General features: G+C 68.0%; 23 protein-coding genes. 8 read left to right on the top strand and 15 right to left on the bottom strand.

Annotated features, from left to right (window positions below; all coding sequences use genetic code 11):
- Positions 1-111: 111 nt before the first annotated feature.
- Both BLQ77_RS15885 and BLQ77_RS15880 read left to right on the top strand, forming a co-directional pair.
- Positions 112-1,083, top strand: coding sequence for an XdhC family protein (locus BLQ77_RS15885; protein WP_089961256.1), 972 nt, complete (start codon positions 112-114; stop codon positions 1,081-1,083).
- Positions 1,080-2,072: a molybdopterin-binding protein gene (locus BLQ77_RS15880; RefSeq protein WP_089960973.1), complete on the top strand. Its 993-nt coding sequence runs from the start codon at positions 1,080-1,082 to the stop codon at positions 2,070-2,072. The genes BLQ77_RS15885 and BLQ77_RS15880 overlap by 4 nt, the downstream gene beginning before the upstream one ends.
- A gap of 539 nt (positions 2,073-2,611) precedes the next feature.
- Here the strand turns inward: BLQ77_RS15880 and infC are convergent.
- The 7 genes from infC to cobA form a co-directional block, all read right to left on the bottom strand.
- On the bottom strand, positions 2,612-3,196 hold the full coding sequence (infC, locus tag BLQ77_RS15875; RefSeq protein WP_446000278.1) for a translation initiation factor IF-3: 585 nt from the start codon (positions 3,194-3,196) through the stop codon (positions 2,612-2,614).
- Between the two features lie 230 nt (positions 3,197-3,426).
- Positions 3,427-4,290, bottom strand: coding sequence for a ferredoxin--NADP reductase (locus BLQ77_RS15870; protein ID WP_008883879.1), 864 nt, complete (start codon positions 4,288-4,290; stop codon positions 3,427-3,429).
- Positions 4,291-4,373: 83 nt separating this feature from the next.
- Complete coding sequence (locus BLQ77_RS15865) at positions 4,374-4,757, bottom strand: DUF934 domain-containing protein (protein ID WP_089960971.1); 384 nt, start codon at positions 4,755-4,757, stop codon at positions 4,374-4,376.
- The gene (locus BLQ77_RS15860; protein WP_207545850.1) at positions 4,754-5,545 is read right to left on the bottom strand and encodes a phosphoadenylyl-sulfate reductase; all 792 of its coding nucleotides are present in this window, start codon (positions 5,543-5,545) and stop codon (positions 4,754-4,756) included. Before BLQ77_RS15860 ends, BLQ77_RS15865 begins: the two co-directional genes overlap by 4 nt.
- Before the next feature lie 5 nt (positions 5,546-5,550).
- Positions 5,551-7,224, bottom strand: coding sequence for a nitrite/sulfite reductase (locus tag BLQ77_RS15855; RefSeq protein ID WP_089960968.1), 1,674 nt, complete (start codon positions 7,222-7,224; stop codon positions 5,551-5,553).
- A 66-nt stretch (positions 7,225-7,290) separates the two neighbouring features.
- Entirely contained in the window at positions 7,291-7,590 is a 300-nt protein-coding gene (locus tag BLQ77_RS15850; RefSeq protein WP_089960966.1) for a DUF2849 domain-containing protein, read from the bottom strand.
- On the bottom strand, positions 7,590-8,372 hold the full coding sequence (cobA, locus tag BLQ77_RS15845) for a uroporphyrinogen-III C-methyltransferase (RefSeq protein ID WP_165617133.1): 783 nt from the start codon (positions 8,370-8,372) through the stop codon (positions 7,590-7,592). Before cobA ends, BLQ77_RS15850 begins: the two co-directional genes overlap by 1 nt.
- Before the next feature lie 152 nt (positions 8,373-8,524).
- On the opposite strand from cobA, the gene BLQ77_RS15840 reads away from it, so the two are divergent.
- Complete coding sequence (locus BLQ77_RS15840) at positions 8,525-8,980, top strand: Lrp/AsnC family transcriptional regulator (protein WP_008885206.1); 456 nt, start codon at positions 8,525-8,527, stop codon at positions 8,978-8,980.
- A 21-nt stretch (positions 8,981-9,001) separates the two neighbouring features.
- Here BLQ77_RS15840 and BLQ77_RS15835 read toward each other — a convergent pair whose 3' ends face one another.
- A complete protein-coding gene (locus BLQ77_RS15835; protein ID WP_089960962.1) occupies positions 9,002-10,174 on the bottom strand; it encodes a cytochrome P450 in 1,173 nt (390 codons plus the stop codon).
- Positions 10,175-10,234: 60 nt separating this feature from the next.
- Between BLQ77_RS15835 and BLQ77_RS15830 the strand changes: the two genes are divergently transcribed.
- Complete coding sequence (locus BLQ77_RS15830) at positions 10,235-11,983, top strand: sensor histidine kinase (RefSeq protein WP_165617132.1); 1,749 nt, start codon at positions 10,235-10,237, stop codon at positions 11,981-11,983.
- Complete coding sequence (locus BLQ77_RS15825; RefSeq protein WP_089960956.1) at positions 11,980-13,206, top strand: sigma-54-dependent transcriptional regulator; 1,227 nt, start codon at positions 11,980-11,982, stop codon at positions 13,204-13,206. The genes BLQ77_RS15830 and BLQ77_RS15825 overlap by 4 nt, the downstream gene beginning before the upstream one ends.
- A gap of 7 nt (positions 13,207-13,213) precedes the next feature.
- Here the strand turns inward: BLQ77_RS15825 and BLQ77_RS15820 are convergent, their stop codons facing one another.
- Positions 13,214-13,774, bottom strand: a complete 561-nt coding sequence (locus BLQ77_RS15820) for an HD domain-containing protein (RefSeq protein WP_089960953.1) — start codon at positions 13,772-13,774, stop codon at positions 13,214-13,216.
- A 285-nt stretch (positions 13,775-14,059) separates the two neighbouring features.
- Between BLQ77_RS15820 and BLQ77_RS15815 the strand changes: the two genes are divergently transcribed.
- The 3 genes from BLQ77_RS15815 (at position 14,060) to BLQ77_RS15805 (ending at position 17,297) form a co-directional block, all read left to right on the top strand.
- Complete coding sequence (locus BLQ77_RS15815) at positions 14,060-15,070, top strand: DctP family TRAP transporter solute-binding subunit (protein ID WP_008884283.1); 1,011 nt, start codon at positions 14,060-14,062, stop codon at positions 15,068-15,070.
- Between the two features lie 153 nt (positions 15,071-15,223).
- Positions 15,224-15,913 (top strand): TRAP transporter small permease, encoded by a 690-nt coding sequence (locus BLQ77_RS15810; RefSeq protein WP_008883687.1) that lies wholly within the window; start codon positions 15,224-15,226, stop codon positions 15,911-15,913.
- 7 nt (positions 15,914-15,920) lie between these two features.
- On the top strand, positions 15,921-17,297 hold the full coding sequence (locus BLQ77_RS15805; protein ID WP_008883690.1) for a TRAP transporter large permease: 1,377 nt from the start codon (positions 15,921-15,923) through the stop codon (positions 17,295-17,297).
- 181 nt (positions 17,298-17,478) lie between these two features.
- On the opposite strand, the gene tpiA is transcribed toward BLQ77_RS15805, so the two are convergent.
- From tpiA to BLQ77_RS15775, 6 genes are all read right to left on the bottom strand, one after another.
- Positions 17,479-18,225: a triose-phosphate isomerase gene (tpiA, locus tag BLQ77_RS15800; protein WP_008883964.1), complete on the bottom strand. Its 747-nt coding sequence runs from the start codon at positions 18,223-18,225 to the stop codon at positions 17,479-17,481.
- A 176-nt stretch (positions 18,226-18,401) separates the two neighbouring features.
- Positions 18,402-18,782, bottom strand: a complete 381-nt coding sequence (locus BLQ77_RS15795) for a HesB/IscA family protein (protein WP_008884950.1) — start codon at positions 18,780-18,782, stop codon at positions 18,402-18,404.
- Positions 18,783-18,809: 27 nt separating this feature from the next.
- A complete protein-coding gene (locus tag BLQ77_RS15790; protein ID WP_089960952.1) occupies positions 18,810-19,394 on the bottom strand; it encodes a sugar O-acetyltransferase in 585 nt (194 codons plus the stop codon).
- 4 nt (positions 19,395-19,398) lie between these two features.
- Complete coding sequence (locus BLQ77_RS15785; RefSeq protein ID WP_008884772.1) at positions 19,399-19,755, bottom strand: SUF system Fe-S cluster assembly protein; 357 nt, start codon at positions 19,753-19,755, stop codon at positions 19,399-19,401.
- A gap of 135 nt (positions 19,756-19,890) precedes the next feature.
- Positions 19,891-20,445 (bottom strand): LytTR family DNA-binding domain-containing protein, encoded by a 555-nt coding sequence (locus tag BLQ77_RS15780; RefSeq protein WP_089960949.1) that lies wholly within the window; start codon positions 20,443-20,445, stop codon positions 19,891-19,893.
- On the bottom strand, positions 20,442-20,663 hold the full coding sequence (locus BLQ77_RS15775; RefSeq protein WP_165617131.1) for a hypothetical protein: 222 nt from the start codon (positions 20,661-20,663) through the stop codon (positions 20,442-20,444). The genes BLQ77_RS15780 and BLQ77_RS15775 overlap by 4 nt, the downstream gene beginning before the upstream one ends.
- Positions 20,664-21,151: the final 488 nt, after the last annotated feature.

The raw sequence follows: 21,151 nt of genomic DNA, 5'->3' as shown, positions 1-21,151 counted from the left end.
CCGCGTGATAGGTTACGCGGGACAGGGCCGGCAGGCCGGCCCGCCTTGGCATCTTTGCAAATGGGCCAGATCCCGGCGCCGCGCCGGCCGGGCCCGGGGGGAGACCGCACCATGACTGCCAGCTTCGACACGATCCCGGAAACCGCCCTCGCATGGCATCGCGAGGGCAAGGGGGCGGTGCTCGCCACCGTCATCCAGACCTGGGGCTCGGCGCCCCGGCGGGTGGGCGCTCAGCTTGCAATTTCGGGTCAGGCCGAAATCGAGGGCTCGGTCTCGGGCGGCTGCGTCGAGGGCGCGGTGATCGTCGAGGCCCTGGAGGCGCTCGAGAGCGGCGAGGCCCGCGAGCTCGAGTTCGGGGTGTCGGACAACGACGCTTTTGCCGTGGGGCTGGCCTGCGGCGGCACCATCCGCGTGCTGGTCGAGCCGGTGGGCAAGGTGCTGCCCGAAGAGCTGCTGACGGCGCTCTGCGAGGCGCGCGCGGCGCGGCGCCCGGTGGCCTATGTGGCGGATCTCGATACCGGAGCGCGACGGCTGGACGAAAGCGGCCACGAGATGCGCTTCCGCATGGACCGCTCGGGCTTCGAGGAGGACGGGCGCACCTTCGTGGCCATCCACAACCCGCCGCTGCGCTTGGTGATCGTGGGCGCCGTGCACATCGCGCAGGCGCTGGTTCCTATGGCGAAGATCGCCGGCTACGATCCGGCCATCGTCGACCCGCGCGAGACCTTTGGCGCCAGCGCGCGCTTTCCCGGCGAGACGCTGCTCAACGACTGGCCCGACGAGGCGGTGGCGAAGCTCGGCCTTGACGGCCGCACTGCGCTGGTGCTGCTGACCCACGACCCCAAACTCGACGACCCGGCGCTGGAGCTGGCGCTGCGCTCGGGCTGCTTCTACATCGGGGCGCTGGGATCGACGCGCACGCAGGCCAAGCGGGTGGAGCGGATGACGGCGGCGGGCTTCTCCGAGGCCGAGATCGGGCGCATCCACGGGCCGATCGGGCTCGACATCGGCGCCTCGGGGCCGGCCGAGATCGCGGTGTCGATCCTCGCCGAGATGACCCGGGTGCTGAGGACCGGCGCGTGAGATTCGGATCCGTCCCGCTGGCCGAGGCCGAGGGCGGTGTGCTGGCGCATTCCGTCGCGCTGCCCGGAACCCGGCTGCGCAAGGGGCGGGTGATCTCGGCCGGGGACATCGCGGCACTGGCCGCGGCGGGCCATGACGCGCTGGTGGTGGCCAGACTCGACCCCGGCGACGTGGGCGAGGATGCGGCCGCGGCTCAACTCGCGGCGGCGCTGGTGCCCGATCCCGCGGCTGCAAGGCTGAAGATCGGCCGCGCGACGACGGGACGGGTGAATCTGCACGTGGCGCAGATCGGGGTGCTCGAGGTCGACGCCGCGCGCATCGACGCGGTGAACGCGGTGCACCCGATGATCACTGTGGCGACGGTGCGGCAATGGCAGAGCCTGCCCGAGAAGGGCATGGCGGCGACGATCAAGATCATCTCCTACGCGGTGCCGGGCGACGCCCTGGCCGAGGCCTGCGCCGAGGCGGGCCAGGCCATGCGCCTGCATCCGCTGCGGCACCGCAGCGCGCAGCTCATCGAGACCGTGATCGGCAACGAGCCTCCGCCGCCGAAGGGCCGGCGATCGATCCGCAACCGGCTCACCCGTATGGGGGCAGAGCTCGGTCCGGCAGTGACGGTCCCGCACGAGACCGCGCCGCTGGCTGCGGCCATCGCCGCGAGCGAGGCGGAGGTGATCCTGATCCTGACGGGCTCGGCCACGTCGGACCTGCACGACACCGCGCCCGAGGCGCTGCGGGCAGCGGGCGGCACGGTGCACCATTTCGGCATGCCGGTGGATCCGGGCAACCTGCTGTTCTTCGGCCAGCTCGGGGAGAAACCGGTCATCGGCCTGCCGGGCTGCGCCCGCTCGCCCGCGCTGAACGGGGCCGACTGGGTGCTGGAGCGTATCCTCTGCGGTGTCGAGGTGACGCCTCGGGACGTGATGGGGATGGGTGTGGGTGGTCTGCTGAAGGAGCCCCCCTCGCGCCCACGCCCGCGCGAGGGCTGAGCTGACGGCAAGGGCCGTTGGCCGTGCGGGGGATATGTCGGCGGGGATTGTGGGTCGTGTGAGTGCTGAGTTGCCGGAGCGGGTTTGTCGCCGGTGCGAGGGCTGGCCTGCGGGTGCGGGCCTGTTGCCCGTCCCGGGACCGATCCGTCAGGACGCGTGGTCATCCGGGCGAGGCGCGATCTGGCGGAGCGGGCTGTCGCCCGCGCAGGTCTTGTCGCCCTTCTGCCTGCGGCATCGGGCTCCGCGGCCGTGGCCTGCGTGACGCGACAGGCCAGTGTTCTGGAGGTGGAGAGGCCGGTCTTTCGGGAGGTCCCGGAGAGGCGAAGGTTTCGGTGCCCCTGGATCCTTTTCGATGCCCCGGGATATTCGGTGAGACTGGCTCGGGGTATCGGGGCCGTGTTGCCTCCGTGCATTGGGAGACCCGGGCCCGGGTAGGCCGTCCCGCAAAAGCACCCCCATAAAAGACGAAACCCGCCGGCGGAGCGGCGGGTCGGTCGGTGGCGATACGGAGATCGCCGCAAGGCGTGCCAAAGCGGTGCTTACTTGAGGACCGGTCCGATCATCATGATCATCTGGCGGCCTTCCATCTTGGGCATGTTCTCGACCTTGCCCAATTCCTTGACGTCCTCGGCCACCCGTTCCAGCAGCTCGCGGCCGAGGTTCTGGTGCGCCATCTCGCGGCCACGGAAGCGCAGGGTGATCTTCACCTTGTCGCCGTTCTCGAGGAATTTCAGGACGTTGCGCATCTTCACGTCGTAGTCGTGAGTATCGGTCCCCGGACGGAACTTGATCTCCTTGACCTCGATGATCTTCTGCTTCTTGCGCGCCTCGGATTCACGCTTCTGCTGTTCGTACTTGAACTTGCCGAAGTCCATGATCTTGCAGACCGGCGGATTGGCGTTGGGCGAGATCTCGACGAGGTCGAGACCGGCTTGCTCGGCCAGCTCCATTGCGCGGCGCGGCGGTTGCACGCCCAGGTTTTCACCCTCGGCGCCGATGAGCCGGATTTCGGGGGCCCGGATACGGTCGTTGACGCGGGGGCCGGTGTCGCGCGTTGGCGGCGCGTTGTGAGGTCTGCGGGCTATGGTATCGGTCCTTTTACCGTGAAGACTTTGGAGGCGCAAAATAGTCCCGGGACGGCAGTGTTTCAAGCGCCAAATCCGTGGATCATCTCCTGAACGCCGAACACCCCCCTGCAGGTTCCGGCATCGTACCCCGTGCGGGCGTCCCGAGGCGGGGTCAGCCTTGCTTCGGGGCGGATCCTCCGGGAAGGCGGGGGGTGGGCGTCAGCGCCGTCGCGCGCGAGGCGCGAATCGCGGAACGGGCGCTCGCGCGCCCGCCGCGGAAGGTCGGGTCAGTCGAGGAAGGCTTTCTCGACCACGTAGTGCTTGGGGTCGGAGTTGGCGCCTTCTTCGAGGCCGTATTCCTCGAGCATCGCCTTGAGCTCGAGGTTGAAGGCGAGGTTGCCGCAGATCATCGCGCGGTCGATCTCGGGGGTCAGGGGCGCGACCCCGAGATCGGCGAAGGCCTCGCCCGAGCGCATCAGGTCGGTGATGCGGCCCATCTTGGCGCTCTGTTCGCGCGTGGTGGTGGGGTAGTACTTGATCTTCTTCCAGAAGCCCTCGCCGATCACCTCGTTCAGAAGCTCGTCGGTCTTCAGGCTCTCGATCAGCTCGGCGCCGTAGGTCAGCTCGCCCGCCTCGCGGCAGGTGTGGGTGATGATGACCTCGTCGTAATCCTCGTAGGTCTGCGGCTCGCGCAGCAGCGACGCGAAGGGCGCGAAGCCGGTGCCGGTGGCGAAGAACCAGATCCGCTTGCCGGGCAGCAGCGCGTCATGCACCAGCGTGCCGACGGGCTTGGGTCGCAGAATGATCTCGTCGCCGGGCTGGATGTGCTGCAGCTTCGAGGTCAGCGGGCCGTCCTGCACCTTGATCGAGTAGAACTCCATCTCCTCGTCCCAGGCGGGGGAGGCGATGGAATAGGCGCGCAGCAGCGGCTTTTGCTTGCCGGTCTTGGGGTCGGGATCCCCCATGAGGCCGATCATGACGAACTCACCCGAGCGGAACCGCAGCGACGCCGGGCGCGTCACGCGGAACGAGAACAGGCGGTCGGTCCAGTGCTTCACCTCGGTGACGGTCTGGGCGTCGGGCAGCACCATCTTCTTGGGCGCAGAGGCTTCGGTTGCGGATGCTTCGGTCACGGGGCTCATCTCGGTCATGGAATTTTCACTACGAAATTCGTTTGTAGACAAACGAAAGTCGAGTCCTTTTTAGAGCGTCATAGGTGTAAATGGAAGATGACTTAACCGCGCAGGCGGTTCTGGTAGTCGTGCTGCTGCCAATTTGAGCGGAACAGCCAGTCGGTTTCCGGCTGGCGGGCGGCGAGCTCGTCCGAGATCTCGACCTCGTCGAACCCCGAGCGGCGTGCCATGGCGTACTGGTCCGAGATCACGTGCCCCTTGGCACGCAGCCGGCCGCGGTAGCCGCGCAGGCGCAGCAGGCGGGCGAGCGTGAAGCCGCGCCCGTCCGCGAAGGAGGGGAAGTCGATGCGGACCATCTCGATGCCGTCCGCCGCCGCAAGGCTGGCGGGATCGGTGTCGGAGGGCAGGTCGAGCACGCTCTCGTGCTCGAAGCCGCGGGTCCAGTCGTCGGGGCCGAAGCCCGTGTCGGTCACGATGACAGTCATTGGCCTTGTCCTTGTCTCACCATGCGGCCATTCGCGAAATGGATGCCGCATTCAATCTTCTCTTCGCCGCGCCAGCGTCCGGAGCGGGGGTCTTCGCCCTCGGCCACCGGAGAGGTGCAGGGCGCGCAGCCGATCGAGGGGTAGCCCCGTGCCACCAGCGGGTGCTTGGGCAGGCGGTTCTCGACCATGTAGGCGCGCACGTCCTCTGGGGCCCAGTGCGCCAGCGGGTTCACCTTGATGCGGCCGGTCTCTTCCTCGAGCTCGAAGAACTCGAGCGTCGCGCGGGTGGAGCTCTGGAAGCGCTTGCGCCCGGTGATCCAACCGTCGAAGCCGGCCAGCGCCTGCTCGAGCGGGATGGTCTTGCGCAGCGCGCAGCAGGCGTCGGTGCTGGCCTGCCGCAGGTCGTCGTTCGGGTCGCGGTCGCGCAGCAGCGCCTCGTCGGTGCGGATCACCCGCACGTCCGACAGGTGCAGCCGCTCGGCCACGTCCTGCTGGTAGGCCAGCGTCTCGGCAAAGAGCAGGCGCGTGTCGATGAACAGCACCGGCGTCTTGCGGTCGATCAGCGCCACCAGATGCAGCAACGCAACAGACTCGGCCCCGAAGGACGAGACCATGGCGATTTCGCCCGCGTCCGGATCGCGCAGCGCGCCCTCGAGCACCGAGACCGCGCCGTGGTGACGGTAGCGCGCGTTCAGCGCGTCCACCCGGCGGCGCAGGTCGGCAAGCTCGTCCGAGCTGCGCGCCGGGGAGACCCCGGCGGGGGTGCTTGGAGACAGATGAAAGGTCATCCGCCTCAGGCCGCCCTTGCCTTCTTGGCCGTTTCCTCGCCGTAGAGCGCCAGCTTGAACGGCGCCATGCCGAGACGGCGGTAGGTCTCGAGGAAGCTCTCCTCGCGGCCGCTGCGGTGCTCGAGATAGGCCTCCACGATGCGCTCGATGGCGGGCACGATGTCGTCCGCCGAGAAGCCCGGCCCGGTGCGCTCGCCAAGGGCTGCGGTCTCGGTGGCATCGCCGCCGAGGGTGATCTGGTAGTTTTCGACACCGGCGCGGTCGAGCCCGAGGATACCGATGTGACCCACGTGGTGGTGGCCGCAGGCGTTGATGCAGCCCGAGATCTTGATCTTCAGCTCGCCAATGTCGTTCTCGATCTTGAGTTCGTCGAAGCGGGTGGCGATCTCCTGCGCGATCGGGATCGAGCGGGCGGTGGCCAGCGCGCAATAATCCATGCCGGGGCAGGCGATGATGTCGCTGATGCGCCCGATGTTGGCGGTGGCAAGACCGTTCGCCTTGAGGATCTTGTGGATCGCCGGCAGGTCGGACTTGTGCACGTGCGGCAGCACCACGTTCTGCTCGTGGCTGATGCGCAGCTCGTCATGACCGTAGCGGCGGGCGATATCGGCCATCACGCGCATCTGGTCGGCGCTGGCGTCACCGGGGGTCTCGCCATGGGCCTTGAGGCTGATCTGCGCGATGGCGTAGCCGTCGATGCGGTGCGCCGAGAGGTTGGTGTCGGCCCAGGCGCGGAACACCGGGTCGGTGGCGTAGGCGGCGTCGTAGACCTCGGTCGGTGCGTTGCGGAAGGCGGGCGGCGCGAACTGCGCGGCGATCTCCTCGAAGAGCGCGACGTCGTGGCCGCCGAAGGCCGCCCTGGTCTCGGCGAAGCGGCTCTCTACCAGCGCGCGGATCTCGTCCAGCCCGTGCTCGTGCACGGTGATCTTGATGCGGGCCTTGTACTTGTTGTCGCGACGGCCGAGCAGGTTCCACACCGAGACCACGGCCTCGACGTAGGGCAGCAGATCCGCCTGCGGAACGAAGTCCGCAAGCTCCTTGCCGATCATCGGGGTGCGGCCGAGACCGCCGCCCACCAGCACGCGGTAGCCGATCTGGCCGTCGCGCTCGACGACCTGGATGCCGATGTCATGCGCCTTGATCACTGCGCGGTCGTTGGCCGAGCCGGTGACGGCGATCTTGAACTTGCGCGGCAGGAACTGGAACTCGGGGTGATCTGTCGACCACTGGCGCAACAGCTCGGCCACCGGGCGCGGGTCGGCGATCTCGTCCGCGGCGCCGCCGGCGAAGTGGTCGGCGGTCACGTTGCGAATGGTGTTGCCCGAGGTCTGGATGGCGTGCAGCCCGACCTCGGCCAGCGCGTCGAGCATGTCCGGAACGTCGCCGAGCTTGGGCCAGTTGTACTGGATGTTCTGACGGGTGGTGAAGTGGCCGTAGCCCTTGTCCCACGTCTCGGCCAGCAGCGCGAGCTGGTCCATCTGCGCGCTGTTTAGCGTGCCGTAGGGGATCGCGACGCGCAGCATGTAGGCGTGCAGCTGCAGGTAGAGACCGTTCATCAGCCGCAGCGGCTTGAACTCGTCCTCGGTCAGCGCACCGGAGATGCGGCGCCGCACCTGTTGACGGAACTGGCGGTTGCGCTCGGCAACGAAGGCTGTGTCGAAGTCTGTGTAGCGGTACATCTGTCTGTCTCCCGCAGGGTGTCTCGGACCCCGCAAATCTCGTCGCGTTGGGTGGCGGTTCGGGCCTCAGCCCTCGGCCTGCTTGCCGTGTGCGTAGTTCGAGGGGCCGGTGGCGCGGAACGCCTCGCGGAAGTGGGTCGGCTGCGGGCCGTCGAGGCCGTCTGCGACCTCGGCGAGGTAGACACCGACCGCTTCCGCGGAGCGGGCCGACGCGTCTAGCAGACGCAGCTGCGCCACGGCCTCGTCGGTCAGCACTTCGGCCTCGGTGAGCGAGCGCACCCAGCGGTCATCGGCGGCAAGGTAGATCACGTCGCCCTCGATCAGGGCATTGGCGGTGACGACCTTGGGGGAAAAGGGCTTGGACATCAGGAGACCTCCTGTCTGGTCAATTTGGCGGAGGCCACCGCGGCGGCGTCGCGCGGGGCGAGCCCCAGCAGCAGCACGGCGGGGCCGTCGAGCTCGGCCGCGTCAAGATCGGCGGCCAGCGTGGCAAGGGTTGCGGGCAGGCGACGCTCGTCGGCGCGCGAGACGTTCTCGACCACGGTCACCGGGGTCGCGGGATCGGCGCCGTGCATCATCAGCCGGCCCTGCAGGAAGCGCGCGGCGCGCTTGCCCATGTAGATCGCGGCAACGGCGCCGGGCCGGGCGAGGCTGCGCCAGTCCTGCTCGGCGAAGCCACGCACGTCGTGGCCGGTGAGCAGCCTCAGGTCGCTGTTGCGGCCGCGGCGGGTCATCGAGACGCCCATGCCTGCGGCCGCGGCGGTGGCGGCGGTGAGGCCCGGGGTCACGAAATGCGGCACGCCGGCCGCCTCGAGCGCTTCGGTCTCCTCGTCGAGCCGGCCGAAGATGCCGGGATCCCCGGCCTTCAGTCGCACCACGCGGGCGCCGGCCCGGGCGAATTCGATGAGGCGGGTGTTGATCTCTTCCTGGCGCACCGAGGGGCCGAAGCCCTTCTTGCCCACGGAGACCAGCTCTGCCTCCGGCGCAGCCAGCGCAAGGATCTCCGCTGGCACGAGCTGGTCGTGCAGGATGACCTCGGCGGCCTCGATCAGGCGCAGCGCGCGGATCGTCAGCAGCTCGGGATCGCCGGGGCCTGCGCCGACAAAGGCCACGTGGCCTTGGGGAAGAAGGGTCTTGCTGGGTGCCATGAAGCGGATCCGGGTTGGTGCCTGAAGTTCTGCCAAATATAGGACATTGTTCCGGTTTCGCGCTAGATAGGGGTGTTCACTAAGAACTTTTTCTCGCATCTCTGCCATGATATGAAAATGTGTCCCACAATGGTGCAGAAAGAGGAAAACCCATGCAGCTCGATGCGACCGACCGGAAAATCCTCCGCGAACTGCAGGAAGACGCGGGCCGCTCACTGGACGAGATCGCCCGGGCGGTGGGCTCGTCCAAGACGCCGGTGTGGAACCGGATTCGGAAGCTGCGCGAGGCTGGCGTCATCGGTCCGCAGGTGGTCGTGGCCGATCCCGACAAGCTGGGCTTCGAGGCCTGTTTCTTCGTGCTGATCCGCACCTCCGAGCACGATGCCGACTGGCAGGGCCGCTTCCTGCACGCGGTTCGCTCGCGCCCCGAGGTGATGGAGGCGCACCGGCTGGCGGGCGACATCGACTACATTCTCAAGGTCCGGGTGCAGAACGCGCGCGCCTATGACGTGTTCTACCAGGCGCTCATTTCCGAGGTGAAGGTTCACAACGTGACGGCGCTGCTGTCGATGGAAGAGATCAAGAACACCACCGCGCTCCCGCTCTGAGCGCTTACGCGGGCGCGACGTTCAGGTCTCGACCGTGAGCCGCTCGAGCCCGTGGAAATGGTAAAGGTCGGCGTAGCGCGGGGTCTCGGCCAAGCGGAGCGTCGGACAGCGCTCGAAAAGAATGGGCAGGGCGGTCTGCAGCTCGAGCCGGGCCAGCGGCGCACCCACGCAGAAATGCGGCCCGCCGCCGAAGGCATGGTGGGCCGGAGCCTCGCGCGCGGGGTCGAACCGCGCGGGGTCGGCATAGACCTCCGGGTCGCGCCCCGCCGCGCCGAGCAGCAGTGCCACGCGCTCGCCACGCTGGAAGACATGGCCGAAGACCTCCGCCTCCTCATAGGCATAGCGGGTGAAGAGATGCAGCGGCGGGTCGTGGCGCAGGAGCTCCTCGGCGACCGGTGCCGCATTGTCCGCGGTGATGCCGTGGCCGGTCTCGAGCAGCGTCTTGATGCCGTTGCCGAAGGTGTGCACCGTCGCCTCGTGACCGGCGTTCAGCAGCAGGATGCAGGTCGCGATGAGCTCGTCGGTGGAAAGCCGGTCGCCCGACTCTTCGGCGGCGATCAGCTGCGACAGCAGGTCGTCGCGCGGCGCCTTGCGACGGTCGCCGATGTAGTCGCGGAGGAAAGACGAGAACTCGGCCGCGGCCGCGGCGGCGGCGTCCTCGATGGCCCGGGTGCGGCGCGCCTGGTACATCGCGACCATGGCGTTCGACCAGTCGAGAAGCTGCGGCGCGAGGCTGTCCGGCACCCCGAGCAGCCGCGCGATGACGATCACCGGGATCGGCTGGCAGAAGGCGGGGAGCAGGTCGAACGGCCCCTCCGGAAAGGCGTCGATGAGCCCATGCGCCAGCGTCGCGATCTCGGGGCCGAGACCGGCGATGCGCCGCGAGGTGAAGGCGCGCAGCACCAGACCGCGCAGGCGGGTATGGCGCGGCGGCTCCAGCTCGAGCATGGAATGCGCCTCGATGGCATAGAAGGGCGCGAGGTGTTCGGGCACCGGCTGCGCCATCTCGGCCGGGATCTCGCGCCCGAAGCGGCGGTCGCGCAGCAGCGCCTGCACGGCGCGGTGCGAACTGGCGCAGATCAGCCCGTAGTCGTTCCAGTGGGCAAGATCGCCAGCGGCCCTGAGCCGGTCGTAGAACGGGTAGGGGTCCTGCACGAAAGCGGGGTCGGTCGGGGACTGGCTGAGGCGCATCATGGCGGCGACCCTGCCTCTGAGCCGCTTCCCGTGCAAGGCGCGGATTGTTATGTCTCTGTCATGAAGCCCGGATTTTCCGCCCACCGCGCCCTGATCGTGGCGCTCGCGCTGCTCGTCACCGCCGTGTTGTCGGCGGTGGTCTGGCGCTCGGCCTATCTGCAGGCGCTCGATCCGGTGGCGGCGCGCGGCGAGAGCGACCTCGAGCTCGCCTCTGACCGCCTCGTCACCCAGCTTCAGCGGTTCCGGGAATTCGCGGTGCTGACCGCCGATCACCCGGCGCTGGTGGCACTGCATTACGGTGGCTCGCGGGCGGCGGCCGAGAAGATGCTGCTGCGCGCCGCCGACCGATCCGGCGCGGCACTCGCGGTCTATGCCGATGCCGAGGGCCGGGTCATGGCGCAATCGGCGCCGGGCCTGCCCGAACGTTTGCTCGCGGGCGACCCGTTCCGGCGCGCGCTCCACGGGGCGCTCGGCATCGCGCACGGTGCGGGTCCCGAGGACATCGAGCGCGCCTTCTGGTTCGCCGCGCCCTCCTTCGGCCCCGACGGGACCGTGCGTGGGGCGCTGATCGTGGCGGTGGACCTCGCGCGGCTGGAACAGGTCTGGCGCGGCTCGCTGCCGGCGGTGTTCTTCACCGATGCGGCGGGCGAGGTCATCGCCACCAACCGCTCGGAACTGCTGCACTGGCGGCGCGAGGGTGACAAGGTGGTCACCAGCGACGGCACCGAGAAGCCGCTGCTGCTGCGCTATCCCGGCGGACACACGGTCTGGGTGCAGCGCTTCTCGTCCTATGTCCCGCACCGCGCCCTGCGGCTGCAGGCGGATCTGCCGGTGATCGGCATGACTGGGGTGCTGCTGGTGGACGTGGCCCCAGCGATCCGGCTGGCGGGGCTCCAGGCGGCGGTGGTGGCGGCGATGATGCTGTTCTTCGGCTCGCTGCTGTGGCTGGCGCTTGAACGGCGCCGGGCGCTGGCCGAGGCCAACGCCGTGCTCGAGGAACGCGTCTCGGCCCGCACCCGGGCGTTGCAGCAGAGCAACCTCGCGCTGCGCCGCGAGGTCTCGGAGCGTGAAGAGGCCGAGGCGGCGCTCAAGCGCGCGCAGGCGGAGCTGGTGCAGGCCTCCAAGCTCTCGGCGCTCGGTAAGATGAGCGCGGGCATCAGCCACGAGCTGAACCAGCCGCTGATGGCGATCCGCAGCTTTGCCGAGAATGGTACCGCCTTCCTCGAGCGCGGGCGGCAGGACCGGGCGGCCGAGAACCTCGGGCGGATCTCGGACATGGCGAACCGCATGGGGCGCATCATCAAGAACCTGCGCGCCTTCGCCAAGGCCGAGCCCGAACCCGCGCGCCGGGTCGGGCTTGCAGCGGTGGTCGAAGGCGCGCTCGAGGTTCTGGCCCGGCGCATCGAGGCCACGGGGACCGAGATCGACTGGCGCCGCCCCGAGCGCGCCACCGTGGTGATGGCGGGCGATGTGCGGCTGGGGCAGGTGGTGGTGAACCTGCTGTCGAACGCCATGGATGCCATGGCCGACAGCGCGTCCCGGCGCATCGAGATCCGTGTGGCGCCTGACGACGAGGCGGGGCTGGTGCGGCTTACCGTGCGTGACACCGGCCCCGGCATCGCCGACCCGTCGCGCATCTTCGACCCGTTCTATTCGACCAAGGAGGTCGGCGCCGAAGAGGGCATGGGCCTCGGGCTCTCGATCTCCTACGGGATCGTCGAGGGCTTCGGCGGGCGCCTCCGGGGCGAGAACGTCGAGGGCGGCGCGCTCTTCACCATCGAGCTGCAACAGGCGAGGGAAATCGCATGATCATCCGCAAGGTGCTTCTGGTGGACGACGACGCGGCGGTGCGCGAGGCGCTGGGGCAGACGCTGGAGCTGGCCGAGTTCGACGCGGTGACCGCGGGCAGCTTCGTAGAGGCCAAGGACCTGATCGGGCCGCGTTTCGAAGGCGTCATCGTCTCGGACATCCGGATGCCCGGCCGTGACGGCTTTCACCTGCTCGACTACGCCCACGAGCAGGATACCGAACTGCCGGTGATCCTGCTGACCGGCGAGGGAGACATCCCGATGGCGGTGCGGGCGATGTCGGCGGGAGCCTTCGACTTTCTCGAAAAGCCCTGCGCGCCGCAGGACCTGATCTCGGTGATCGAGCGGGCGCTGCGCACGCGCGGGCTGGTGCTCGAGAATCGGCGGCTCAAGGCCCAGCTCGAGACCGGCGACCCGGCGGCGCGCATGATCTTCGGCGTCTCGCCCCAGTCCGAGGCCCTGCGCGCGCAGGTGCGGGCGGCGGCGCGGGCGGGGGCCGACGTGCTGGTGCGCGGCGCCCGGGGCTCGGGGATCTCGAAGGTGGCCGAGGTGGTGCACCTCTGTTCCTCGAGCGCCAAGGGGCCGTTCGAGAAGCGCTCGGCGGCGGGGCTCGGCCGGGCGGCGCTGGCCGAACTCTGGCAGGCCTGCAAGGGCGGCACGCTGTTCCTCGACGAGATCGGCCGGCTGCCGCAGGATACGCAGGTGGCGCTGCAGGATGCGCTCGAGGAGGGCGGCGCGCGGCTCATCGGCGGTACGGTCGACGACTTGTCGGGCGCGGTCGAGGCGGGGGCGTTCTCGTCCGAGCTCTACTACCGGCTCGACGTGATGCAGCTGCGCATTCCCGCGCTTTCGGAGCGGCCCGAGGATATCCCGGTGCTGTTTCGCCACTACGTTGCGCAGGCAGCGGAGCAGTCGGGCATGACCGAGCCCGAGATCGGCGAGGAGGTCGTCGCGGGGCTGATCGCCCGAGACTGGCCCGGTAACGCCCGCGCGCTCATGTCCGCCGCCATGCGCTTCGTGCTGGGGCTGGGCGAGGATGACGGCGGATCCGAGGGGCTGGGCCTGGCCGAACGCATGGCTCAGGTGGAACGCTCGCTGCTGGCGGACGCGCTGAAGCGCACCGGCGGCCAGGCCAGCGCCGCCGCCGAGGTTCTGAAGCTGCCGCGCAAGACTTTCTACGACAAGCTGGCGAAATATGGGCTGAAGCCGGAGAGTTTCCGCTGAAACGGCGTCAGGACGCGGCCTCTCGCGTGAGCCGGTCGATACGCTCGCGCAGGCTCTGCAGGAATGGCGCCTGCGATGTCCAGCGCGTGCCGTAACCCAGGTTCCAGCCGTAGTCGAAGCCGGGCTCCTGCGGGCCGGTGACGTGCTGAAGCATGGTTTCGAGCTTGTCGAGCCCCTTTGCGACGCGCGCCTCGGGAGTCTTGCCCGCCTCGTATTCCTCCCACAGCCCGCGCACCCGGTCGCGCAGGTCCGGCGGCAGACCCTCGGTCAGGGTCGCAAGATCCGCCCGCTCGCGCGCGCTCTTGTCGGTGTCGGGCCCCTGGTCGATGGCGGGGACGTCGCCCGAGATCGCCTCGCCGAGGTCGTGCACGATGCACAGCCGCAGCAGCCGGGCGAAATCCACACCGCTCTCGTCCTCGGTCAGAAGTGCCAGTAGGCAGAGGCTCCACGAGTGCTCGGCAACGCTCTCGCGCCGTTCCGCGCTGGTGCGGCCCGAGCGGAAGGTCGCCTTGAGGCGTTCGGCCTCGGCCATGAAGGCGATGATGCGGTCGTGACGATCCGGTTCCATGCGGCGGAGTGTGCGGGCGGCTCCCGAGATTCGCCAAAGACAAAATGTGCGGATTTCCGCACGGGGAACCGGGAAGCCTGTGCGAAGTTCCGCACATCCACAGGCGGCGTTTCGCCATAGTGGCAGGGGTGGAGGCATTCAACCCTCTGAGACAATTGGATTTCATGACGATTTTGTCACGACGCTTCACACAGGCTTGATGCAATTCACGCATGGCTGTCATGTGTTCAGCGAAGGGTCCGCAGGGGAGCAGGCCCTCGATCATCACTTTTCGGGAGGATACCGATGAAGACGTTTCTGATGACCGCCGTGGCCGCTGCGGCCCTTACCACCGGCGCCACTGGCGCAATGGCTGCCTGCGACGATGGCGAAATCGTCATCAAGTTCAGCCACGTGACCAACACCGACAAGCACCCCAAGGGCATCGCGGCGACGCTGCTCCAGCAGCGCGTCAACGACGAGATGGACGGCAAGGCCTGCATGGAGGTCTACCCGAACTCGACGCTCTACAACGACGACCAGGTGCTCGAGGCAATGCTGAACGGCGACGTGCAGATGGCCGCGCCCTCGCTGTCCAAGTTCGAGCAGTTCACCAAGGTGTTCCGCATCTTCGACCTGCCGTTCATGTTCGTGAACATCGAGGCCGTGGACGCGTTCCAAAACTCGGAAACCGGCCAGGAAATGAAGGAATCGATGCTTCGCCGCGGCCTGCTCGGCCTCGATTTCTGGCACAACGGCATGACCCAGTTCTCGGCCAACAAGCCGCTGGTCGCCCCCGAGGACGCCAAGGGCCTCAAGTTCCGCGTGCAGCCCTCCGAGGTGCTGAAGGCGAACATGGAGCAGCTCGGCGCCAGCCCGCAGCCGATGGCCTTCTCGGAAGTCTACGGCGCGCTGCAGACCGGCGTGGTCGACGGTCAGGACAACACCTGGTCGAATATCTACGGCCAGAAGTTCTTCGAGGTGCAGGACGGCATCACCGAGACCAACCACGGCGTGCTCGACTACATGGTCGTGACCTCGGCCGACTGGTGGGACAGCCTCGACGAGGACATCCGAACCCAGCTCGAGACCATCGTCCACGAGGTCACCGCCGAGCGTAACGCGGCCATCGCCGAGGTCGACGCCGACAACCGCCAGGCCATCCTCGACGCTGGCGGCACCATTCGCGAGCTCACCCCCGAGCAGCGTCAGGCCTGGGTCGACGCGATGAAGCCGGTCTGGGAGAAGTTCGAAGGCGACGTCGGTGTGGAAAACATCGAGGCCGCGCAGAAGTTCAACGCCGAAGTGCAGGGCTGATCGCCCGCACACGGCCGGCCTGGCCCGTATGGATCGGGGCCGGCCGCTGCAGGGGACGGTCCGCCGTCCCCTTTTTCACACGGTTTCCCATCAGACATCACTAACCGGATAAGGCGCCGGGGCCGGTGCCCGGACGCGGAATGGGGGGACAGCATGTCCAGTCACACCCACGGCCAGAGCGCGCTCGGCCGCATCGTCAACGAAATCGAGGAAACCGCCATCGCGGTGATCCTCGGGCTCATGACGCTCATCACCTTCATCAACGTCGTGCTGCGTTACGGCTTCAACACCGGCCTCATCTGGGGCCTCGAGGCGGTGACGATCCTGTTCGCGTGGCTGGTGCTCTTCGGCATCTCCTACGCGGTGAAGGTCACTGCCCATCTCGGCGTCGACGCGGTCACCACGCTGGTGCCGACCACCGTCCGCCGGGTCATGGCGCTGATCGCGGCGGTGGTCTGCATCGTCTACGCGGCGCTGCTGCTGAAGGGCGCCTGGGACTACTGGGCCAACTTCGTCAACCTGCCGCAGACCACCGGCCGCTGGTTCCCCACGGGCTTCGAGGAGATGACACGCACCTCCTACCGCTCCTGGTACGAGGTGGTCGACATCCCGATGCCCGAGTGGCTGCGCTTCATCGAGCCCTGGATCAACGAGGGCGAGGCCTACGAGAAGCTGCCGCGCTTCATCCCCTACGCCATGCTGCCCTTCGGCGCCGCGCTGCTGTTCTTCCGCTTCCTCCAGGCGGGGTGGCGCATCTGGACCGGTGCCCAGACCAGCCTGATCGTCAGCCACGAGGCCGAAGACGCGGTCGAAGACGTGGCCCACATGAACCGCGAGGACTGAAAGACCGATGGACGTTTTACTTCTCTTTGTCATCATCGTCGGCCTGATGCTGATCGGCGTGCCGATCGCAGTCTCGCTCGGCATCTCGTCGATCGTCTTCCTGCTGGTGCTATCCGACACCTCGCTGAGCTCGGTCGCGCAGAGCTTCTACCAGGCGATGGCCGGCCACTACACGCTGCTGGCGATCCCGTTCTTCATCCTCGCCTCGAGCTTCATGTCGACGGGCGGCGTGGCGCGGCGGATCATCCGCTTCTCCATCGCGCTGGTGGGCCACGTGCACGGCGGCCTCGCCATTGCCGGCGTCTTCGCCTGCATGCTCTTCGCTGCCCTCTCCGGGTCCTCGCCCGCGACCGTGGTGGCCATCGGCTCGATCGTCATCGCCGGCATGCGGCAGGTGGGCTACACCAAGGACTTCGCGGCAGGCGTGATCGCCAACGCGGGCACGCTGGGCATCCTCATTCCGCCGTCCATCGTGATGGTGGTCTACGCCTCGGCGACCGATGTCTCGGTGGGGCGGATGTTCCTCGCAGGCGTGATCCCCGGCCTGATGGCGGGCACCATGCTGATGATCACCATCTACGTCATGGCGCGGGTCAAGAACCTGCCCAAGGGCGAGTGGCTGGGCTGGGGCGAGGTCTTCACCGCGGGCCGCGAGGCGCTCTGGGGCCTGTTCCTGATCGTCATCATCCTCGGCGGGATCTACGGCGGCATCTTCACGCCGACCGAAGCCGCTGCCGTGGCCGCGGTCTACGCCTTCCTGATCGCGAACTTCGTCTACCGCGACATGGGGCCGCTCGCGGGCCGGAACGGCGAGCCCAACCTGCCGCTCATCCGCAAGCCGATCGCGCTGGTGACGGCCTTCTTCCACCGCGACACCCGCGACACGCTGTTCGAGGCTGGCAAGCTCACGATCACGCTGATGTTCATCATCGCCAACGCGCTGATCCTGAAACACGTGCTGACCGATGAGCAGATCCCGCAGCAGATCGCGAGCGCCATGCTCGGGGCTGGGCTCGGCCCGGTGATGTTCCTGGTGATCGTCAACGTGATCCTGCTGATCGGCGGCCAGTTCATGGAGCCCTCGGGCCTCCTGGTGATCGTCGCGCCGCTGGTGTTCCCCATCGCCATCGAGCTTGGCATCGACCCGATCCACCTCGGCATCATCATGGTGGTGAACATGGAGATCGGCATGATCACCCCGCCGGTGGGTCTCAACCTCTTCGTGACCTCTGGCGTGGCCGGGATGCCTATGATGAGCGTGGTGCGCGCGGCGCTGCCCTTCCTTGCGGTGCTCTTCGTCTTCCTGATCATGGTGACCTACATCCCGATCCTGTCGACCTGGCTTCCGACGACCTTCATGGGACCGGAGATCATCACCCGTTGATCCGGGCAGATCATTTCAAACGAAAAAGCGGCGCTCCGATCGGGGCGCCGCTTGCGATTCCGGGGGCCGGCCTGCCTCCGGCGGGAGTTTATCGGGCAAGATGAAGGGACAGTCCCGCTCTTCATCTTGCCCCTGAACTCCGGGGAGTGTGAGGGGCTGGCCCCTCACCGGTCCTGCGCCCTCAGCCCGCGCTCGCGTTGAGCGCCTCGATGATGGGCACGAAATCGGCCGCCTTGAGCGAGGCGCCGCCCACCAGCGCGCCGTCGACGTTGGAAACCGCAAAGATCTCGCCCGCGTTCGAGGGCTTCACCGAGCCGCCGTAGAGCAGTCGGACCGAGCGGCCCACGCCCTCGCCGAAGCGCTTCTCGAGGCGGGCGCGCATGAAGTCGTGAACCTCGCCGATCTGGTCGGTGGTCGGGACCTTGCCGGTGCCGATGGCCCAGATCGGCTCGTAGGCGACCACGAGGTTGTGGCCGGTGGCCCCGTCGGGGATCGACTTGGCGAGCTGGCCGCCGATGATGTCGAGCGTGTTCGACGCCTCGCGCTCTTCGAGGCTCTCGCCTACGCAGAGCACCACCTTGAGACCGGCGTCCCAGGCTGCCTCACACTTGGCGCGGACGTCTTCGTCATGCTCGTCGTGGTCGGTGCGGCGCTCGGAGTGGCCGAGGATCACGTACTCGGCGCCGGCATCCGCCAGCATCGCGGCGGAGACATCGCCGGTGTGGGCGCCTGAGGCCTTGGCATGGCAGTCTTGCCCGCCGATGGCGAGACCCTCTGCGGCGTCTGCGGCGGCGGCGACCAGTGTCACGGGCGGACAGATCAGGACTTCGGCGGGGCCAGACGCGGCGGCTGCCATCTCCCCGAGCTCGGACAGGGCTGCCTTGAGCCCGTTCATCTTCCAGTTCCCGGCGGCAAGTTTGGTGCGCATGGTCTCTCCCTTCTGCGGTTCGGGCACATCATCGAAGGATGGGCGCCGCCGTCAAGGGCAGGGCGACCGCCAATGCCGCGACATATCGGGAGAGTTTCGGCTGGAACCGTGCCAGCACCCTGGCGCAGGCCGACGTGAAGGGTCGGCGGGGCGCCGCGACCGGCGCCCGGCAGGGATCAGGGGTCGCCGCGCTCGACGCTGAGCTCTTCCACGTCCTTGAACTTGATCGATTCCCCGCAACCGCAGGCATCGGCCACGTTGGGGTTGTTGAAGTGGAACCCCGATTCGAGCAGCGAGCTGCGGTAGTCGATCTCGGTGCCGAAGAGGAACATCTGCGCCATCGGCGCGATCATCACGCGGGCGCCGTCCTGCTCCACCACCTCGTCGTTGGGGTCCGCCGTGTCGACGAACTCCATGGTGTACTCCATGCCCGCGCAGCCGCCCTTCTTCACGCCGATGCGCAGACCGGCGCGTCCGTCGCGGTCCATCAGCTTCCGCACCTGCGTTTCCGCGGCAGGGGTCATGGTCACGGCCTGTTTGCCAGGAATACCGAACATCGAGTGTCTCCTTTTGGAGTGACAAATCTAAGCGTTCGCGGGGCGCGACACAAGCGGACGCGCCGGGTTTCCCGCGACGGTCGTGCCCTCTGCCACGTCTCGCGTCACCACGGCGCCCGCGCCGATCACCGCGTCATCGCCGACGGTGACTCCCGGCAGGAGGATCGCACCGCCGCCGATCCAGACGTTGCGGCCGATGGTGACGGGCCGTCCGAATTCGAGCCCCGCGGCGCGGGTCTCGCCGTCGCGCGGGTGGTCGGCGGTGAGGATCTGCGTCATCGGCCCGACCTGGGTGCCGTCGCCGATGCGGATCGGGCAGACGTCCAGCAGCACGCAGCCGTAGTTGAGGAACACGCCCTCGCCGAGCGCGATGTTCCAGCCGTAGTCCACGTAGAACGGCGCGCGGATCGCGATACGGTCGGGCAGGGTGCCCAGCAGCGCCGCGAGCAGCGCACCGCGGGTGTCGTCACCGTAAACGGTGGCGTTGTAGTCGCGCATCAGCGCCTGGCTGCGCTTGCGTTCGGCCACGAGCTCGGGGTCGCCCGGGTCGTAGAGCCGGCCCGCGATCATCTTCTCGCGCTCGGTGGCCGGCTCGCGCAGCTCTCCCGTCATGGGATCACATGAAGCCCAGCTCGAGCCGCGCCTCGTCGGACATCATGTCCATGCCCCAGGGCGGATCGAAGACCATGTCCACGTCCACGTCCCTGACGCCGGGCACGGCGCTCACGGCGTCCTGCACCCAGCCGGGCATCTCGCCTGCCACCGGGCAGCCCGGCGCGGTCAGCGTCATGGTCACCTTGACGGCGTTCTCGGGGTCGATGGCGATGGTGTAGATCAGCCCGAGGTCGTAGATGTTCACCGGAATCTCCGGGTCATAGACCGACCGGCACGCCTCGACCACCGGCTCGTGCAGCGGGTGGTCCGTGCTGGAGGGAGCGATCAGCGGCGCGCCTTCGAGCGGTGCATCATCCATGGCCTGTCCTTCATGTGCCTTAGTCCGAGTGTTTATATAAGAAACAGGCGGCGGGGCGTAAAGGTCACGGGTGTGCGAGCCGGGCAGTTCCGTCGGGACGGGACAGGTTCTCCTGTGGTTCGGGGCGCTTGCGCCTCAGGCGATGTCGTCGAGGGAGGTTTCGATCCAGTCGCGCACGTCCTCGACCCGGCCGCGCGCCACCGGGACCTGCGAATCGTCGCTCAGCTGCAGCACCTCGCGCCCGCTGCGCGTTCCCAGCCGCCCCACCGCCCGACGCGACACCCACCACGAGCGGTGCGGCTGGATGCCGTCCTCGGGGCGGGTCTGGGCGGCGATGTCCGAGAGCCGGGCACGCTCAGTCAGGGTGCCGTTGCAGAGCCGCACGTGCATGTGTTGCTGGCGCGCCTCGATCAGCTCGACCTTCTCTAGCGGCAACGGCTGGCCCGCGATGTACAGGAGCCGCTCGGGGCGGCGGGACGTGGCGCGTTGTTTCGCGGGCGGGCAGTCCGGGGCGACCTCGGTCCGGACCCGGGGCATGACGAAGCGCAGGAAGATGGTCTCGAACAGAATCACCATCGCCGCAAGATGGACCACCCGGCCCGAGAGCAGCGCGCGCTGCGGATGGGCGATCGCCAGCGCCATGGCGGTCTCGACCAGCAGCAGGGTGGGGAAGAAGGCGCTGAGACTCACGATCGGCCAGTGACCGCCGGGCGCGTCGAGAACTGGCGCAGGGCGAAGAGCGCGGTAAGCAGGGCGACCCGGGTCGGATCGGCGAGAATCAGAATCACGATTACGTGAGAAAGATCGCGCCAGGGGAGCGGATGCTCGAAGAGTGCGGGGAGTTCCGCGGCGCTGAGCTCGAGGACCTCGAATGTCGGCCCGCGCAAATTGAGTTTCATGTCGAGCAAATTTGGCACGGCCTGACAGCTCTCGTCTGACGCTTTTCGGCAACAGATTCACATATTGTTTCGTGAATTCAAGCGATTCCGACGCTGAGGCGCGTCGGTTTGAAGGCGCAAGTCGGCTGTCTGACGCGAGTCTCCGGCAACAATCCGAGAACCTGCAGTTGCATGAATGGCTTTTTCATTCGTCTGACGGGCGCTTTGTGGTATTTTCGTGGGACCGTCTCCTCGGGGGCGGTCAGACCGTCGACGCACAATGGGGTGGCCCTTCCGGGCTGGAGGAAGCGGGTGGCGGAGAGGTTGGACGGGAACCGCGCATATGCCATGCGCCGTAAGACCGGTGTGCGCTGTCGCAGAAGCCGCGATGGACATGCCGGCATCGCTGTCTGCAAACGGCGGTGATCCATTGCGGCGTGTGATGTTGCCGGATTGTACCTGTGCTCGGGATACGGATCCGGGCGGTGTCTGTCGAGCCTCTCGTGAGAAGGTACGAA

This window comes from Salipiger thiooxidans (assembly GCF_900102075.1).
Classification (GTDB): Bacteria; Pseudomonadota; Alphaproteobacteria; order Rhodobacterales; family Rhodobacteraceae; genus Salipiger; species Salipiger thiooxidans.
This window is presented reverse-complemented; position numbering and strand designations above follow the sequence as displayed.

Bases quoted from the DNA above. Each gene is read 5' to 3' on its own strand.
- BLQ77_RS15795 (WP_008884950.1), bottom strand. From the start codon at position 18,782: ATGTTCGGTATTCCTGGCAAACAGGCCGTGACCATGACCCCTGCCGCG.
- cobA (WP_165617133.1), bottom strand. From the start codon at position 8,372: ATGGCACCCAGCAAGACCCTTCTTCCCCAAGGCCACGTGGCCTTTGTC.
- BLQ77_RS15835 (WP_089960962.1), bottom strand. From the start codon at position 10,174: ATGATGCGCCTCAGCCAGTCCCCGACCGACCCCGCTTTCGTGCAGGAC.
- BLQ77_RS15790 (WP_089960952.1), bottom strand. From the start codon at position 19,394: ATGACGGGAGAGCTGCGCGAGCCGGCCACCGAGCGCGAGAAGATGATC.
- BLQ77_RS15870 (WP_008883879.1), bottom strand. From the start codon at position 4,290: ATGACCGAGATGAGCCCCGTGACCGAAGCATCCGCAACCGAAGCCTCT.
- BLQ77_RS15850 (WP_089960966.1), bottom strand. From the start codon at position 7,590: ATGTCCAAGCCCTTTTCCCCCAAGGTCGTCACCGCCAATGCCCTGATC.
- BLQ77_RS15785 (WP_008884772.1), bottom strand. From the start codon at position 19,755: ATGGATGATGCACCGCTCGAAGGCGCGCCGCTGATCGCTCCCTCCAGC.
- BLQ77_RS15805 (WP_008883690.1), top strand. From the start codon at position 15,921: ATGGACGTTTTACTTCTCTTTGTCATCATCGTCGGCCTGATGCTGATC.
- BLQ77_RS15820 (WP_089960953.1), bottom strand. From the start codon at position 13,774: ATGGAACCGGATCGTCACGACCGCATCATCGCCTTCATGGCCGAGGCC.
- tpiA (WP_008883964.1), bottom strand. From the start codon at position 18,225: ATGCGCACCAAACTTGCCGCCGGGAACTGGAAGATGAACGGGCTCAAG.
- BLQ77_RS15855 (WP_089960968.1), bottom strand. From the start codon at position 7,224: ATGTACCGCTACACAGACTTCGACACAGCCTTCGTTGCCGAGCGCAAC.
- BLQ77_RS15840 (WP_008885206.1), top strand. From the start codon at position 8,525: ATGCAGCTCGATGCGACCGACCGGAAAATCCTCCGCGAACTGCAGGAA.
- BLQ77_RS15830 (WP_165617132.1), top strand. From the start codon at position 10,235: ATGAAGCCCGGATTTTCCGCCCACCGCGCCCTGATCGTGGCGCTCGCG.
- BLQ77_RS15815 (WP_008884283.1), top strand. From the start codon at position 14,060: ATGAAGACGTTTCTGATGACCGCCGTGGCCGCTGCGGCCCTTACCACC.
- BLQ77_RS15825 (WP_089960956.1), top strand. From the start codon at position 11,980: ATGATCATCCGCAAGGTGCTTCTGGTGGACGACGACGCGGCGGTGCGC.
- BLQ77_RS15860 (WP_207545850.1), bottom strand. From the start codon at position 5,545: ATGACCTTTCATCTGTCTCCAAGCACCCCCGCCGGGGTCTCCCCGGCG.
- BLQ77_RS15810 (WP_008883687.1), top strand. From the start codon at position 15,224: ATGTCCAGTCACACCCACGGCCAGAGCGCGCTCGGCCGCATCGTCAAC.
- BLQ77_RS15885 (WP_089961256.1), top strand. From the start codon at position 112: ATGACTGCCAGCTTCGACACGATCCCGGAAACCGCCCTCGCATGGCAT.
- BLQ77_RS15865 (WP_089960971.1), bottom strand. From the start codon at position 4,757: ATGACTGTCATCGTGACCGACACGGGCTTCGGCCCCGACGACTGGACC.